The 16,663-nt window shown below is 40.7% G+C and carries 12 protein-coding genes; 10 read left to right on the forward strand and 2 right to left on the reverse strand.

The features are described 5' to 3' along the window. The first annotated feature begins 1,303 nt into the window (after window positions 1-1,303). From priA to kdpC, 4 genes are all read left to right on the forward strand, one after another. Window positions 1,304-3,844, forward strand: coding sequence for a primosomal protein N' (gene priA / locus CAL6303_RS24230; protein ID WP_041740895.1), 2,541 nt, complete (start codon window positions 1,304-1,306; stop codon window positions 3,842-3,844). A 418-nt stretch (window positions 3,845-4,262) separates the two neighbouring features. After that, window positions 4,263-5,951, forward strand: coding sequence for a potassium-transporting ATPase subunit KdpA (gene kdpA, locus CAL6303_RS24235; protein ID WP_015200472.1), 1,689 nt, complete (start codon window positions 4,263-4,265; stop codon window positions 5,949-5,951). A gap of 330 nt (window positions 5,952-6,281) precedes the next feature. After that, window positions 6,282-8,384 carry a potassium-transporting ATPase subunit KdpB gene (gene kdpB / locus CAL6303_RS24240; protein ID WP_015200473.1) on the forward strand — a complete coding sequence of 701 codons (2,103 nt, stop codon included), beginning with the start codon at window positions 6,282-6,284 and terminating at the stop codon, window positions 8,382-8,384. 275 nt (window positions 8,385-8,659) lie between these two features. Further along, window positions 8,660-9,259 (forward strand): K(+)-transporting ATPase subunit C, encoded by a 600-nt coding sequence (gene kdpC, locus CAL6303_RS24245; RefSeq protein WP_015200474.1) that lies wholly within the window; start codon window positions 8,660-8,662, stop codon window positions 9,257-9,259. A 302-nt stretch (window positions 9,260-9,561) separates the two neighbouring features. On the opposite strand, the gene CAL6303_RS24250 is transcribed toward kdpC, so the two are convergent. Together CAL6303_RS24250 and pdxA are read right to left on the reverse strand one after the other, a co-directional pair. After that, complete coding sequence (locus CAL6303_RS24250) at window positions 9,562-10,071, reverse strand: hypothetical protein (protein ID WP_015200475.1); 510 nt, start codon at window positions 10,069-10,071, stop codon at window positions 9,562-9,564. 312 nt (window positions 10,072-10,383) lie between these two features. Continuing rightward, window positions 10,384-11,442, reverse strand: a complete 1,059-nt coding sequence (gene pdxA, locus CAL6303_RS24255; protein WP_015200476.1) for a 4-hydroxythreonine-4-phosphate dehydrogenase PdxA — start codon at window positions 11,440-11,442, stop codon at window positions 10,384-10,386. 144 nt (window positions 11,443-11,586) lie between these two features. Here pdxA and CAL6303_RS24260 point away from each other — a divergent pair, with 144 nt between their 5' ends. The 6 genes from CAL6303_RS24260 to CAL6303_RS24285 all read left to right on the forward strand — a co-directional run bounded on the left by CAL6303_RS24260 (window position 11,587) and on the right by CAL6303_RS24285 (window position 16,529). Next, entirely contained in the window at window positions 11,587-11,694 is a 108-nt protein-coding gene (locus CAL6303_RS24260; RefSeq protein WP_015200477.1) for a PetM family cytochrome b6-f complex subunit 7, read from the forward strand. Window positions 11,695-11,858: 164 nt separating this feature from the next. Then, on the forward strand, window positions 11,859-12,848 hold the full coding sequence (locus tag CAL6303_RS24265) for an SDR family oxidoreductase (protein ID WP_015200478.1): 990 nt from the start codon (window positions 11,859-11,861) through the stop codon (window positions 12,846-12,848). 325 nt (window positions 12,849-13,173) lie between these two features. Then, window positions 13,174-14,091, forward strand: a complete 918-nt coding sequence (locus CAL6303_RS24270; RefSeq protein ID WP_015200479.1) for an NAD(+) kinase — start codon at window positions 13,174-13,176, stop codon at window positions 14,089-14,091. 143 nt (window positions 14,092-14,234) lie between these two features. After that, a complete protein-coding gene (gene nblR, locus CAL6303_RS24275; RefSeq protein WP_015200480.1) occupies window positions 14,235-14,921 on the forward strand; it encodes a response regulator transcription factor NblR in 687 nt (228 codons plus the stop codon). A gap of 83 nt (window positions 14,922-15,004) precedes the next feature. After that, entirely contained in the window at window positions 15,005-15,523 is a 519-nt protein-coding gene (locus CAL6303_RS24280) for a DUF192 domain-containing protein (protein WP_015200481.1), read from the forward strand. A 775-nt stretch (window positions 15,524-16,298) separates the two neighbouring features. Then, entirely contained in the window at window positions 16,299-16,529 is a 231-nt protein-coding gene (locus CAL6303_RS24285) for a DUF2949 domain-containing protein (RefSeq protein WP_041739937.1), read from the forward strand. Window positions 16,530-16,663: the final 134 nt, after the last annotated feature.

Raw genomic sequence — 16,663 nt, forward strand, 5'->3', positions numbered from 1 at the left:
GCGATAACTGTCACACAAACCGACTTTTTTCTAGTTATCTAGCTACTGTTCCGAAGCGGTTATCAGAACTAGTTTTTTAATAATTTTCTGGCTAACTATATTGGAAAATCTCAACTAAAGTTGCAGTTACGTACAAAGTCAAATAGCCAATCCGCTGTATACTATGGTATCTAGCCTATCTTGATTAATTGACTATTTGCTAAACCGATGATTTTGATACCTATTAATACAGGTAAACACAAGGAAATCAGTCATAGTGGGGAAAGATTTTTTGTGATGAAAATTCTGCCTTAATAATTCACTCAAATTTTGATCTATGTTTGATGTTGTCTCTATAATTATGTTAAACCTCCTTGATCAAATTTTCTTTAGGTTAATATATTAATAAAATCCTATACTTGGTATGACTTATCCGTAAGGAAGCAAAAATGCGGCAGTGACAGTCATTGGTTTCGGTTTCCGTCGCCTCAAACTGGCATAAGTTAGTCACCTGCGAATGGGACACTAAAGGTGTGAATGAGTAGCCTGTAGTAGGGTTTCAGCGTCTGACATTTTCATAAATCCTAATAATAAGCAGTTGTGGTGACAGTGCAGCTACAGCTTCTCTATATGCCGTTCCCGTAACATTCACAAGGTAAGGCTTTGCGTAAATCCTAGCTAAACAGCAAATATTAAGATTTCCTATACTTTTCAGGTTTAGTGATTTTATATATGCTGATTTACAAAGAATGCTTGATTAGATTTAAATAACAAAACAAATTGTATACTGTGAATCATCTCATAGGTTTGTTTACCTGAATATCTATCAAGGGGTGGAAAAGCAGCTATCTCCTGTTCGGTAGTTGAAGGAAACTTTTAGTCATTTTCTCTCCGTTGGGCTACCATGAGCAGGTTGCAGCTTGATTTCGGTATTTTTTGATAGATTCAGCGGAGTTTGTTCCTCAAAATACATAAGGTGCAAGTTATCAAGTATTATCCTGAATAAAAGTATTGATAATTACAATTTATTTATTTTGTTGAGGTAGTTAATCAAAGTCTAAAGGATGTTAAATCGAGAGTATAACAGCAGTCAGAAGTATCTGATCATACATGTTTTTTCTCCCTTGGCGATGGCAAGAATTTGTCACAGATGCAATTGTCGCAAATGAAGTCTCCTTAGAGGGTAGAAGTAACGACTAACATCTAACACCTATTATACATTTTCAAAATTGGTTGTATGGGCGCATTGTCAGGACTATTTGTTAACTCCTAGATTGTGTTTATATTTATGCTTGAGAGTCATTGCTTGGGTGATGCTGAAATTATGTATATAAAAAATAAGGCAAGTTTTTCATCTGTGGGTGTTGCCGAACCGAGGGAAAGTTATCAAACCGATGGTATTGGCAGTAGATGGGTAGAGGTTTTAGTCGATTGTCCAGGTGCTACGGGATTATTTACATACCGATTACCTGCACAATTAGATGTGAAATCTGGTGATATCTTAAGTGTGCCATTTGGTTCCCAAGTTGTGGGGGGGATTGCGATTCAGCTATTAAATGCACCTCCTGCCGATGTGGCAATTGAGAAAATTCGGGAAGTAGAAGATATTGTGAGTGGGGGTTTTTTCCCGGTTGCCTATTGGGAACTGTTAAAGCGTGTCGCCAAATATTATTACACTCCTTTAATTCAGGTGGTGCGGGTAGCATTACCACCGGGATTGTTAGGGCGATCGCAAAGACGAATTAAGCTAGTCAAAACAAGGGAAAGTGAAAATTCCGCAGCTTTTTTAGGACAGGCAGCTCGACAGATTTTAGAAATTTTAAATTCCCAAGCTGAGGGGGATTATAGTTTTGTTTACCTACAACGTCAAGTAAAAGCTGCATATCGGGGGGTGCGAGAGTTAACTAAGTGTGGTTTGGTGGAAAGTTATTTGGAACCACCCAAGGTGACAAAGGCAAAATTACAAAAAGCCGTCACCCTCACTAGTAATTTATACGATCGCACTATTACCACACGTCAGCAAGAAATCCTAGAGGTGTTACGCCGACAGGGTGGGGAAATGTGGCAAACTGAGTTACTCCAAGCTTGTAGTGCTAGTTCTTCCACCCTCAAAACTCTGGCGGAAAAGGGTTGTATTGTAATTGAAGAGCGGGAAGTATTACGGCGAGAATCCTCCACGGGTACTGCTTTGATGGGGGAAACAGCAAAAAACCTCACCCCTGCCCAAATTGAGGCTTTAAGCAGCATTCAGGAGTTGGAAAGTTACACCACAGTTTTGTTGCATGGGGTTACAGGTTCCGGTAAAACTGAAGTTTACCTCCAAGCGATCGCGCCTTTACTGGAAAGGGGAAAATCGGCTTTAGTTTTGGTTCCCGAAATTGGCTTAACTCCCCAACTCACAGATAGATTTCGTGCCCGTTTTGGCGATAAAGTTAGTGTTTACCACAGTGCTTTATCTGATGGGGAACGCTACGACACTTGGAGACAGATGTTAGCTGGGGAAGCTCAAGTTGTAATTGGTACCCGTAGCGCCATTTTTGCACCTCTGCCCCATTTGGGGATGATTATTTTGGATGAGGAACACGACTCTTCATTTAAACAAGATTCTCCCATTCCCACATATCATGCTAGGAATGTGGCTCAGTGGCGGGCTGAATTAGAAGATTGTCCGTTAATTTTGGGTTCGGCAACACCATCTTTGGAAACTTGGGTGGGAGTGGAGAAGCAGGGGGCAGGGGAGGCAGGGGAAGCAGGGGGAGTAGGGGGGCAGGGGCATAAATCTTTGTATGTTTCGCTGCCGGAAAGAATTAATTCCCGTCCTTTGCCTCCGGTGGAAATTGTGGATATGCGGGAGGAGTTGCAACAGGGAAATAAATCGCTATTTAGCCGTTCTCTCCAAGATGCATTATTAGAACTTAAAGAAAAAAATCAACAAGGTATCCTATTTATCCACCGTCGCGGACATAGCACCTTTGTTTCTTGCCGTAGTTGTGGTTATGTGATGGACTGTCCCCATTGTGATGTTTCACTTTCCTACCACCAAACTGAGGAGGGGGGAAGCCAACTACTTCGCTGTCACTATTGCAACTATGTTGTTCCTCAACCCCGTAATTGCCCGGAGTGTGAATCTCCCTATTTTAAGTATTTTGGTAGCGGTACACAGCGGGTAGGGCAAGAATTAGCGCGACAGTTTCCCGAATTGCGAGTAATTCGCTTTGATAGTGATACTACCAGGACTAAGGGGGCGCATCGCAATCTGTTAACGCAGTTTGTGAATGGGGAAGCAGATATTCTCCTCGGAACACAAATGTTAACCAAAGGTTTGGATTTACCACAGGTGACATTGGTGGGGGTGGTAGCTGCCGATGGGTTGCTGCATTTATCTGATTATCGTGCCAGTGAAAGGGCATTTCAAACCTTAGCACAGGTGGCAGGACGTGCAGGGCGAGGAGAAGATGCAGGGAGAGTAATTATCCAAACCTATACCCCAGAACATCCCGTGATTGGGGCTGTAAGGCAACATGATTATCACTCATTTATTGCCGAAGAATTAGAACAGCGGGAAGCATTAAACTATCCACCCTATGGTAGGTTGATATTATTACGCCTCAGTAGCTTGGATGCGATCGCAGTGGCAAATGCAGCCCAGATTATCGCTACTTTTCTCCAAGGTGGTGAAGGGTATGAGATTCTTGGACCCGCACCAGCTAGTATTATGCGTGTAGCCAATCGCTACCGTTGGCAGATTTTACTCAAATTTACCAGGGAAATGTCACCTCAATTACCCGATTGGCAAGAAGTTCGGGAACTTTGTCCAGCATCTGTAAGTTTAACTATTGATGTAGATCCGCTGAATATGATGTAATATCTAGTCGGCTGACTTGTAGGTGGGATTCCAAAAATATTACTGATAATCAACCAGATCCCCGACTTCTGAAAGAAGTCGGGGATCTAAAACCCCAGAATTTCCGTTTGTTATCCCAAATTTATCCACCTGAAAGCAAACAAATAACTTACTTCTAATTAAGTAGGTAGTCCAAATAGAAAAAATCACCATTATACATGTAGCCATTTTTATTAGGATATTTATCTATTTCCTGTTCTATGTTGCCTTTTAGACAAATCTTTTAGACAAATATTTATGTCCTAACCGAGATGTCCGCTGCTATATAAGTGTCTTTTTTACTACTGCCTACTACCTTGTCATAACGACAATTTTTAACACCTACCTAGTTAGTCTGATTCAACGACACACATAATAAATTTTATTTTATATATCAACAATGCCACAAGGTTTATTCCAAATTGGTTTAACATTACTCATCGTCATCGCCATCGCGCCGTTTTTCGGGAAGTATTTGGCGAAGGTTTTTTTAGGAGAAAACACACCCTTTGATTTCATTTTCTCTCCCATCGAAAAAATTCTTTTTGCCCTTGGTGGTATTCGCAGAAGAGAAAATATGACAGGTGGGCAGTATGCACGGGCGGTACTTTATACCAATACCATCATGGGGATACTTGTATACTTTCTCCTAGTAACCCAGAAATATCTCCCCTTTAACCCCATGCGGCTGGTTGCACCAAGGTGGGATTTAGCCTTACATACAACCATATCTTTCCTCACCAACACCGATCAACAGCATTATGCCGGGGAAACCACCTTAAGTTATTTTAGCCAAACCAGCGCGATCGCATTCCTCATGTTTACCTCAGCAGCAACGGGTTTAGCTGTGGGAATTGCCTTTATTCGGGGTTTAACTGGGAGACAATTGGGTAACTTCTATGTTGATTTAACTCGTGGGATTATCAGGGTACTTTTACCATTGTCCATCATCGGCGCGATCGCGTTATTAACTCAGGGTGTACCGCAGACATTCTTACCTACCCAAGTTGTCCAAACTTTGGATGGTGGTTCCCAATATATCGCTAGGGGTCCGGTGGCATCCTTTGAGATGATTAAACAATTGGGGGAAAATGGCGGTGGTTTTTTTGGGGCAAATTCGGCACATCCTTTAGAAAACCCCAACCCAGTATCCAATTTACTAGAAACCTTGGCAATGGTGGCGATTCCTTCAGCTTTGATTTTTACCTATGGAATCTTTGCCAATAACCTCAAACAAGCCTGGTTACTCTTTTGGATGGTTTTTGTAATTTTCCTAGCTTTGGTATTCATCACCGCCACGGGAGAGTATGGAGGAAACACATTAATTAACGGTACCATCGGTGCTGAATTCGCCAATTTGGAGGGTAAAGAACTCCGCTTTGGTTGGGCGCAAACAGCACTATGGGCAGTTTTAACCACCGCTACCATGTGTGGTGCAGTTAACGGGATGCACGATTCCTTAATGCCGGGGGGAGGATTTGCCACCCTACTAAATATGTTCCTCCAAATCGTTTGGGGAGGGCAAGGAACTGGAACTGCATTTCTCTATGTATTCCTGATTTTGACAGTATTTGTCACCGGGTTGATGGTGGGGAGAACCCCAGAATTTTTGGGCAGGAAAATCGAAAAACCCCAAATTGTCCTTGCCAGCATTATTTTACTCATCCATCCCATAGCCGTTTTGATTCCCAGCGCGATCGCGTTATCATTTCCGAAGACATTAGCGGGTATTAGTAATCCTGGTTTCCATGGAATTTCCCAGGTAGTTTACGAATATGCATCAGCAGCAGCAAATAATGGTTCAGGCTTTGAAGGATTGAATGATGGTAGCTTGTGGTGGAATCTCAGTACCTGTTTTAGCCTGCTTTTAGGACGTTATGTCCCCATCATCGCTTTGTTACTTCTTGCCGACAGCATGAGTAGAAAGCAAGTTGTCGCCGAAACCTCCGGCACCCTCCGCACCGATAACTCATTGTTTGTTACTATCACAGCTGGTATTATCCTGATTTTGGGAGTGTTAACATTTTTCCCAGTGTTGGCATTAGGTCCGATTGCCGAAGGTTTTAAACTAGCTAGTGGGATTAAATAACAAATAGTAGAGACGTGATACATCACGTTTTTCCCCAGATTTTATTGACAACGCAAAAATCCTATTTTTCGCAATATAGTATTCGAGAAACCCGGTTTCCTCTGTTAAAACATGAAAGATTTTTGTGCTTAGAGACTTCCAAATAAAAAAATATCCCAAAATTTCTTGTAGGCATCTTGCCTGCGACTAATACAAGAACAGGCAAGATGCCTATCCCACAATATTGAATCATCTTTTTTGTGGACTTCTCTTAGTCAAGAGAAACCGGGTTTCTGCCGCTAGTCGCTACCCACCTCAACAGGGATACTCCCGACTTCCAACTGCTAACTTATGAATTCCCTCACCCCACCCAAATCTCGTCCCTCTCACAGTCGCCAAAACTCCCGTCGTCAAGTACGTCAGCGACAAAAAATCAGCAATCAAAGCATTTACCTCAACGCTGTTAAAAATGCTATTTTCAAACTCAACCCTAAATCAGCCATCCGTAACCCAGTTATGTTTGTGGTTTGGGTGGGTACTCTCATCACCTTGGCAACGGCAATAAACCCCTATGTCTTTGGAACTGTCCCCGGTAAAAATCTTCAACTTTTCAACAGTTTAATTACTGGAATTCTTTTCTGCACCCTACTATTTGCCAACTTTGCCGAAGCGGTGGCAGAAGGGAGGGGAAAAGCCCAAGCTGATGCACTTCGTGCCACAAAATCGGAAATTATCGCCAAAAAACTCGCCCCAGATGGCACAATTTCTGAGGTTCCTTCCAGTAGTCTCCAAAGGGGTGATAACGTCTACGTCGTTGCCGGGGACATAATTCCCGCCGATGGAGAGGTGAAAATGGGTGTAGCTAGTGTGGATGAATCGGCAATTACGGGAGAATCTGCACCCGTACTCAAGGAATCAGGTTCTGATGTTGCCAGTTCTGTAACTGGAGGTACTCGCATCATCTCCGATGAACTCATTATTAATATTACCGCCGATCCTGGTAAAGGTTTCATCGACCGGATGATAGCTTTAGTAGAAGGTGCCCAAAGACAAAAAACCCCCAATGAAATTGCCCTGACGGTACTTCTCGCTGTTCTCAGCCTAATATTTCTCATCGTCATCGTCACATTACCAGCCTTCGCCAGTTATCTTAACAGCCCCATCAGCGTTTCCGTCCTCGTGGCGTTTTTAGTAGCTTTGATTCCCACCACCATCGGCGGTTTACTCAGTGCCATTGGCATCGCTGGGATGGATCGGGTAGCTCAATTTAACGTCATAGCCAGTTCTGGGAGAGCCGTGGAGGCATGTGGAGATGTGAATACCCTAATTTTAGACAAAACTGGTACTATTACCCTAGGAAACCGCCTAGCAGAAGAATTTATCCCGATTAACGGTCATACAATTCAAGAAATAGCAACTGTTGCCTTAATTGCTAGTATGTTTGATGACACACCAGAAGGAAAATCCATCATTCGTTTAGCCGAAAGATTAGGGGCAGTAATTGACTTTGACAGAAGTTATTCTCAAGGAGTACCATTTTCCGCCAAAACCCGGATGAGTGGTACCAACCTCCCTGATGGGAAACAGGTACGTAAAGGTGCAGTTTCCGCAATTAAAGGTTTTGTCCATTCTCGTAACGGCAAAGACTCCACAGAATTGGATACAGCATATCAAAGAGTCTCACAACAGGGTGGTACACCTCTGGCAGTTGCCTTAGATGGGGAAATGTACGGGGTAATTTATCTTAAAGATATCGTAAAACCGGGAATACGCGATCGCTTTGATCAATTAAGGCGTATGGGTGTGAATACTCTCATGTTAACTGGTGACAACAGTATTACCGCCTCTGTTATTGCCAAAGAAGCAGGTTTAGATGGTTTCATTGCCGAAGCGACTCCCGAAGACAAAATCGAAACCATTCAAAGGGAACAAGCAAAGGGTAAAATTGTTGCCATGACGGGAGATGGCACCAACGACGCACCAGCCCTGGCACAAGCAGATGTTGGTGTTGCCATGAATACAGGAACCCAAGCTGCTAAGGAAGCTGCGAATATGGTGGATTTGGATTCTGACCCCACCAAATTAATTGATATTGTTAGTATTGGGAAACAACTTCTCATTACCCGTGGTGCTTTAACCACCTTTTCCATCGCTAACGACATCGCCAAATATTTCGCTATTATTCCTGTACTGTTTACTTCTGCCAACCTGCAAAGTTTAAATATCATGCAGCTAACTAGCGTCAAGTCGGCTATCCTATCAGCATTAATCTACAATGCTTTAATTATTCCAGCTTTGATACCCATAGCTTTAAAGGGTGTTAATTTTAAACCACTTACAGCCAATCAACTATTACAAAGAAACATCTTTGTTTTTGGTTTAGGAGGAGTTATTGCCCCATTTATCGCCATCAAAATTCTTGACTTAATTATCACAGCTATCGGTTTAGCATAATAATAATTAATTAAGTCAGTCGGCACAAATAAACATAACTATAGAACTCCGATTCGGTTTTTGAATTTATTTGTTGCGGTGAGGGAGTAGTGAGTACAAACTGTACTGAGTTTTCTAAGCGCCGAGGGCAGGCTACGCCAAGAATATTCAAATAGGATTCATATATATCACCAACTGTAAATTAAACTCAAATCCAGACTGAACGCAATGACAGAGGATGTCAATCCACGTATGATATTTATATAAATTACAGATTATCATTTTGTAGGCAATTTATGATTAAGCAGGTATTCAAAGCCTTACGAATAACCGCTATATTATGGTTCATTACAGCGGTGATTTACCCATCATTAATTTGTGCAGTGGGAATGTTGCCATTTATTGGAGAAAAAGCGACAGCTAGTATAATTTATAATCTTGAAAATCAACCAATTGGCTCAAGTTTAATTGGTCAAGTTTTCACATCCGATAAATACTTTCAAAGTCGTCCCAGCACAATTAGATATAGCCAAGGTAAACAAGCAAAACCGACGGGTATTTCTGGTGCTAGCAACTTTGCCCCCAGTAATCCAAAATTGGTTAGTCGAGTTGTTGAAAAATACAGTCAGTTTAGAGATGATAACCTTCAGCCTCCTGCTGATTTAATATATACTTCAGCGTCAGGTTTAGACCCCCATATTTCAATTAGAGCAGCACGTTTACAATTAGAAAGGGTTGCCCGTAGTCGAAATATTGAGCCTGATGAAATCAGAGGTTTAGTTAATAAATCTACTGATGGTAGATTTTTGGGAATTTTTGGAGAACCAGGTGTCAATGTTTTGAAACTCAACTATAATTTAGACCTATATGATTTTAATCGCCAACAAAATAAGTAATACCAACTTAAAAAAACAACGCGACAGATAAATATTTGTAGAGACGTAGCAGTGCTACGTCTCTAACGCTGAATATCTTGGAATCATTATTTGAATCGATATAATTTATCGTAATGTTAATAAATTGAGGTAAAGGGAAATACCCAAGTTATTTAGTAACTTGGGTACCTGAAATATTCAAACTAGTTATACCAATTCAAATAATGTTTGCGACATATAAATTATTCGTAGTAGGGGTTTAGCATTGCTAAACCCCTACCCATCTGTCGCATTCTTTTTTCAAATTGGTATTAATAACTATACTAAGCAAGGACAAAATCAACATCATTAACTCCAGCAGCTTCCGACTGACCAGAAGTCACTAAATTTCCATCCACATTCACGGCGAAAGGTGTACCTTCAAGATTCACATTATAGTCAGTTTTATCACCAGTGTATCCAACACTTGCAACCATTTGTCTTCCACTATCTGTATATTTAAAAGCTAACATTTGATTTTTTTGCTGTTTATTATCAAAAGCCCAAATCACCATATATTGCTGACCTTGATAATCAAAAATTTTAGGTGAACGATTGGGAACATAACGACCAGCATCACCAAAGCTACTGTCTAAAAATCCTTGCACAGAACTCGCTTCTACAGTTGCATAAGCTACTTCTTCTGGGGAGGAAACTTCCGCATCACCTTGAGTTTCATCAACTACTTCTTCCTCTCCACGATTTTGAAAGTATTCCACCGCTTTCTTTGTACCAATCGCACCAACGGCAGCAATACCTGCACCAACTAGCAAGTTGCGAAGCATGTTACTCATTTGACTTATCCTAAAATTGAGAAAGTATCGTGGACAATATTACCATTACTAGTGTTAATTTATGATCTGATTATTTTTTTATATCTAAAGCAATGCTTGTTTTTGGGGATAACATAAAATTAAATAATTAACAACTACTCTAGTCTAGATAAATAGGTTTAATTAGAAAAAATTGTATTGACGATAATCACAAAAAAGTTGGAATTTATTGATGATTATCATCAGAGATAAAGCTTAAAAAATAATTTAAAAATTTGGTAATAGTGCCTAAATATGCACCTCACCCGTTAAGCTTTTTAATTCTTGCTCAAATTACTTTCTTGCTTTGATTCTTTGCATAGTTAAGAATCCAGCTAATTCAATTGCTGCTTTTATACTAGTAGCGTTAGCTACCCCTTTGCCAGCAATATCAAATGCGGTGCCATGGTCAGGTGATGTCCGCACAAAAGGCAAACCAATCGAGGTATTTACAGCCCGATCAAATGCCATCATTTTAACTGGAATTAATCCTTGATCGTGGTATAGGGCAATATAAGCATCAGCAGGTTGGGAAGCGGAATTACCATACCAAGCAATTCCCGGATTTACCCACATTGTATCGGGTGGAATTAGTCCTTCTAATTGGAAATTGGGGTGCTTTTGCCGTGCTTGCTGTAACCAAGGAAGTAACCAATCTTGTTCTTCAGTTCCTAACTGTCCCTGTTCCCCACTGTGGGGATTCAATCCAGCGATCGCTATTGTCCCAGAATCCATACCAAAGTCGGTTTTTAAACAATCCACCAATAATTCTAATTTTTGGGTCATTAATTCTGGTGTTAATGCTTGGGATACTTGACATAATGGTATATGTGTGGTTGCGAGTAAAGCGCGTAAAATCCAACCAGTATGGGGAGAACGAGCGACAAATAGCATCCCCACCCTTTTTCCACCAGATTTTTCGGCTAATAATTCAGTTTGTCCGGGGTAATGATAGCCTGCTGCCTTCCATGCCGACTTAGCAATGGGGGCTGTAACGATGGCATCAAAATCGCCTTTGTTGGTGGATGCGATCGCATGTTCCATAAAAGCAAAGCTTACCGCTCCACTTGCCGCATTTCCTTCCCCCAGAATAATTTTTGCCTCTGTTGCAGCATCAATATCTACATCCAAAACCTTAATTTCATCTGGATTCACCAACAAATCAGCATCAACCACAAATTTAAGTTGAGTGTAAGTCTTAGCTAGTAAACGAGCACTTCCCACCAGTGTCACATCATAATTTTCTCGCAACTGCACATCTGCCAAAGCCTTCAAAACTACTTCTATTCCAATTCCCCCCGGATCTCCCAAAGTTATTGCTAAACGCGGACGATATCCATCTAGATCATGCATAAATTTATTTCCAGCCAATAAGTTTTGAATGAACCACTACTAACTCCCTCTCTCCCTCTCTCCCCCTATTCCCTGTTCCCTGTTCCCCATTCCCTTTCTGATAAACTGAATTTAACAAACTACTTAACAAAGGACTATCCAAAAATGGGAAGCGAATTATTTACAGCGGCATTTCTACCTTTTGCCCTAATTCTTGTAGGCTGGGGCTTAGGAGTATTGTTACTTAAAGTTCAAGGTGCAGAGGAAGAGTAATCTTGCTGTTGTAACTATATTTTCTAGACAACGAGGGACAACGAGGTTGGGTTTTAACCTCGTTGTCTGTAACTACAAAGCTAAAAAGTATCAATTTTTTGCTTACTGGGTCGATTCTGATAAAATCAATATTAATAAAATTTAAAGTTTCGTAACGAACCCTCATGACAATATTAATAGTTGGTGCCACGGGCACCTTAGGAAGACAAGTTGCTCGTCGTGCTATCGATGAGGGGTATGAAGTTCGCTGTTTAGTCAGAAGTATGAAGAAAGCCGCCTTCTTGAGAGAATGGGGTGCAGAGTTAGCTGGTGGCGATTTGTGCTATCCCGAAACCCTAGAATCTGCATTGCAAGGTGTTACAGCGGTAATTGATGCAGCTACAGCACGTCCTACAGATTCTCTTAGTATTAAGCGAGTGGATTGGGAAGGTCAAGTGGCACTAATCCAAGCAGCAAAAGCAGCCAATGTTGAGCGGTTCATTTTCTTCTCAATCTTAAATGCTGATAAATATCCCCATGTTCCTTTGATGGAAATTAAGCGCTGTACAGAAGTATTTTTGGCTGATTCAGGCTTAAATTACGTCAATATCAAGTTAGCGGGATTCATGCAAGGTTTAATTGGTCAATACGGTATCCCTATTTTAGAAGGACAACCAGTTTGGGTAACGGGAGAATCTTCCCCCATTGCTTATATGGATACTCAAGATATTGCAAAGTTCGCAGTTAGAGCATTAAAAGTAGAAAATATAGATAAACAGAGTTTCCCTGTAGTAGGAACTCGTGCTTGGAGTGCAGAAGAAATTATCAAATTATGTGAACGCTTATCTGGAAAAGATGCGAGAGTTACGAGGATGCCCATAAGTTTATTAAGGGCAGTACGTAAATCGTTACGTTTCTTTCAATGGGGATGGAATATTTCTGACCGTCTAGCATTTACTGAAGTGTTAGCTAGTGGTCAACCACTTAATGCTTCTATGGATGAAGTATATAAGATATTTGATTTAGATGTAAATGAGACTACAACGCTGGAAAGCTATTTACAAGAGTATTTTAGCCGGATTATGAAAAAGCTTAAAGAAATCGATTATGAGAAAGCCAAAACTAAAAATAAAAAGCAGAAGTCAAAAAAGACACCTTTTAAAGCTAATAGTTAATCTACGCTGATAACTGGAATCAAGGGAAAAATGCACTTTTCAAAACTTTTCGTGCATCCGATAAATCCGGTCTCCTTAGTTAGAATACTCATAGGATACTAAAGATTTTTGTACTTAGTTGAGAGAAACCACCTTTGGGTTCTTAGTCACTACCCACGTTGAAGGGGGTATTGATAACTATTGACGAGGTTCTCCGCCTTGTCTCTTTGTTAAATCCTAAATCCTGCTGTATTTGGTTTTATTACGCTGACTTTGTAGTGGGCACCAAATATGTCACGATGTAACAAGAATACAGAGCATTACCAAAAAAACTGGAAATTTGACCGTGCCGAAAGCGGGCATTATATACAACGATGAAAAACCGATAGCAAGTCGAATTGCTATTGAGGTTAAAGACAAGCTAACCGCCGCTGGTTGGGAAGTTGTAATGACAACTGGCATCGGCGGAATATTGGGCTATTCAACCCCAGATAGCCCTGTGTGTCATACACCGATTGAAGGTCTTACACCCCCTGGTTTTGACTCGGATATGAAGTTTGTCGTAGTTTTGGGGGGAGATGGGACGGTGTTAGCTGCTTCACGACAGGTGGCACCTTGTGGAATTCCATTGATGACGATTAATACAGGACACATGGGCTTTTTGACGGAAGCTTATCTCAATCAGATGCCTCAAGCTTTAGATAGTTTGATTTCTGGCGAGTATGAAATTGAAGAAAGGGTAATGCTAGCTGTTAGCGTTTTTCGAGGCGAGAAAGTTCTGTGGGAAGCTTTGTGTTTGAATGAGATGGTTTTACATCGGGAACCACTGACTTCCATGTGTCATTTTGAAATAGTGATTGGGCATCACGCACCTGTGGATATAGCTGCTGATGGGATTATTATTTCCACGCCAACTGGTTCTACAGCTTATTCTTTGAGTGCGGGTGGTCCGGTGGTGACACCAGGTGTACCTGTGTTGCAACTAGTACCAATTTGTCCCCATTCATTGGCTTCCAGGGCATTGGTTTTTGCTGATAGCGAACCTGTGAATGTTTTTCCTGTCAATACACCCCGATTAGTGATGGTGGTGGATGGCAATGCTGGCTATTATGTCACACCAGCAGACCGTGTGCATTTAGAGCGATCGCATTACAGCGTCAAGTTCATTCGTTTGCAATCACCAGAGTTTTTCCGCATCTTACGGGAGAAACTTGGTTGGGGATTGCCCCATATCGCTAAACCAACATCGGTGGAATTGCCTTAACAGGGGTTAATGGGCGAACGCTTGTTCGTCCCTACCGAATTAAGATAATTTCTAATCAAACGATCAAAATCACAGAAACAAAGATTACAATCACTCGTATCTTAAATACTTACTTCTAACCACTCCCTACTCCCCAATTTTATATGACGCTTGCTCATAACCCTTGTGTTTTGGTGATTGAAAGCGACGAAAGTCTGGCAACTCAGCTTTGCTTTGACTTAAAGGAAGCTGGCTATGATGCTTTAGTGGCAAACGATGCTAGTAATGGTATTCAATATAGCCGTGATTGCGAACCCGCTTTGATTGTAATTGACCGGATGTTATCGGGAGAATCTGGACTGTCGCTATGTAAAAATATTCGTAGTTCGGGAATGCGATCGCCTGTTTTAGTTTTAATGGCAAGAGATACTGTTGATGATCGTGTCGCTTGTCTAGAGGCTGGTGCTGATGATTATTTTCTCAAGCCTTACCGTTCGGAAGATTTCTTAAGCTTAGTCCGATTGTATCTCAAACCAGATGTTGATACCTCTGAACAGCTACGCTTTAGCGATTTGGTGCTAGATATTGCTACCCGTCGCGCTGTTCTCCATCAAAAGAATATTGATTTAACAATGAAGGAGTTTGAACTCCTCAAATATATGATGGAACATCCCCGTGAAGTTCTCACCCGCGAGCAAATCCTCGAAAACGTTTGGGGTTACGACTTTATGGGAGAATCCAATGTCATAGAAGTATATATTCGCTATCTTCGACTCAAAATTGAAGATGAAGGGCAAAAACGACTAATTCAAACTGTTCGGGGTGTGGGCTATGTCTTAAGAGAATCTTAAGATTTTGCTCAAGTTGTAACTCGCCGTAGCTACGAGCAAAAAAGATGTAGAATCAAATTCTAAAATCGCCCGATTGAGAGTTTATGATAAATCGTCAAATTTTGCTGCCAATATTTTTGAGTCTCTATTTAATTGCTTGTTCTACTTCCACACCAGCTAAACTCCCAATTACCACATCTCCCACAACTGTGTCATCTCCAGCTATTAAGGGACAACAATTACCAATTACTGCTGTGGCAATTCTGCCCAAAGGTGACAAGATTCAACTAGAAGTCGCAAAAACAACACCACAGCAAGCGATGGGTTTAATGTATCGTCCAGCTTTACCTGATAATCGGGGAATGCTGTTTCCTTTTAATCCTCCCCAAGCTGTGAGTTTTTGGATGAAGAATGTCCCTGTTGCCTTAGATATGGTGTTTGTTCGAGATGGTGTGGTGCAGTATATCCAAGCGTCTGCTGCACCTTGTCCAAAGGAACCCTGTCCTAATTATGGTCCGGGGAATAAGTTGATTGATCAGGTGATTGAACTACGTTCTGGACGTGCAGCCGAATTAGGTTTAAAGGTAGGCGATCGCATTCGCACTACAGAGGTAACAAATTAACCTGACATCTGACTGAATTACGGTTATGATGTGCTGCAAGATGAATCTCGACTTCAGATAAATCTAACTATCGTAGTTGTGAAATTATGAACTTTGAGTTAAATTTAATTCTTTTTTCTCAGTTATATTGCGGATATTTATTTTCTCCAACTGATACTTATATGACTTGCTGCGTATAGATATTTTTAATAATTTGCTGGAATTACTATTGACTGCCTTAAATAAATGGTATATTTTGATGCTAGTCTATTTTTCATCTGCTTCAACCCATATATCCATATTTCAAGTTGGAAGGGAAAAGATCAGGATAGAGTAGCAAAATACTCTCTCAGATATAAGTATATTTAGAGAGTAGCAGTAGGTACACCTGAAGAAATCTTCACAATTACAGATGTAATTCACTCAAGTACTGAGATAGAAGATTAGATAAATCAGATTCATAATAGGTAGGATTACAAATTTTTAGCCATAACTTATCCAAAATTAAACAATTGCTTTCCTAGAGTTGTTGAAACTTAAGGGTTAGCAGGCATTTTTTGACAGATTTAGTTTTAAGCAACAAAGTATGACAGTGTTTTATATGTTGAACAGATTATTAGTCACCGAGACCTTGCCGTGCAAACACCAGGTTTCCTTCTACTTCGTGAATATTATTCAAAAGTTGAAGCAACTAATTTTGTGTAAAGACTCATCTCTGTACTGATGTATTCATCAATCAGCGTACAGTGACAGATAAAATACTGGCTACTTATTGACCAATTGCGACAATTGATATATGACAATACACACTACGCAAGGAGGTGGGATAGAAATGTCACCATCAAGATATTCTCAACTGATTCACTTTTTACAAGAAGATTTAGCAATTTCTACAGCTTCAATTGCTGTTGCTTTACGTCATAGTCAGCAGGATCCTGGTCCTTTACCAATGATTCTCTGGCAATATGGCTTAATTACCATGGAACAGTTAGAACAGGTCTATGATTGGCTAGAAACGGCAGCATAATAGATGAATTGTTTTTGTGGGAGAAAATACGATGTCGCTTCAATTGTGCTTGTTCATGAGGTTGATCAACGAAAGGATTAGTTGTCGGATTTTCGATTTATTTAGTTTCTTGATTGTTCACAGCAGCGGGTTTT

The sequence above is a fragment of the Calothrix sp. PCC 6303 genome, from assembly GCF_000317435.1.
GTDB lineage: Bacteria > Cyanobacteriota > Cyanobacteriia > Cyanobacteriales > Nostocaceae > PCC-6303.

Coding starts and splice junctions, on each gene's coding strand:
- priA (WP_041740895.1), top strand. CDS start 1,304: ATGTATATAAAAAATAAGGCAAGTTTTTCATCTGTGGGTGTTGCCGAA.
- kdpA (WP_015200472.1), top strand. CDS start 4,263: ATGCCACAAGGTTTATTCCAAATTGGTTTAACATTACTCATCGTCATC.
- kdpB (WP_015200473.1), top strand. CDS start 6,282: ATGAATTCCCTCACCCCACCCAAATCTCGTCCCTCTCACAGTCGCCAA.
- kdpC (WP_015200474.1), top strand. CDS start 8,660: ATGATTAAGCAGGTATTCAAAGCCTTACGAATAACCGCTATATTATGG.
- CAL6303_RS24250 (WP_015200475.1), bottom strand. CDS start 10,071: ATGAGTAACATGCTTCGCAACTTGCTAGTTGGTGCAGGTATTGCTGCC.
- pdxA (WP_015200476.1), bottom strand. CDS start 11,442: ATGCATGATCTAGATGGATATCGTCCGCGTTTAGCAATAACTTTGGGA.
- CAL6303_RS24260 (WP_015200477.1), top strand. CDS start 11,587: ATGGGAAGCGAATTATTTACAGCGGCATTTCTACCTTTTGCCCTAATT.
- CAL6303_RS24265 (WP_015200478.1), top strand. CDS start 11,859: ATGACAATATTAATAGTTGGTGCCACGGGCACCTTAGGAAGACAAGTT.
- nblR (WP_015200480.1), top strand. CDS start 14,235: ATGACGCTTGCTCATAACCCTTGTGTTTTGGTGATTGAAAGCGACGAA.
- CAL6303_RS24280 (WP_015200481.1), top strand. CDS start 15,005: ATGATAAATCGTCAAATTTTGCTGCCAATATTTTTGAGTCTCTATTTA.
- CAL6303_RS24285 (WP_041739937.1), top strand. CDS start 16,299: ATGACAATACACACTACGCAAGGAGGTGGGATAGAAATGTCACCATCA.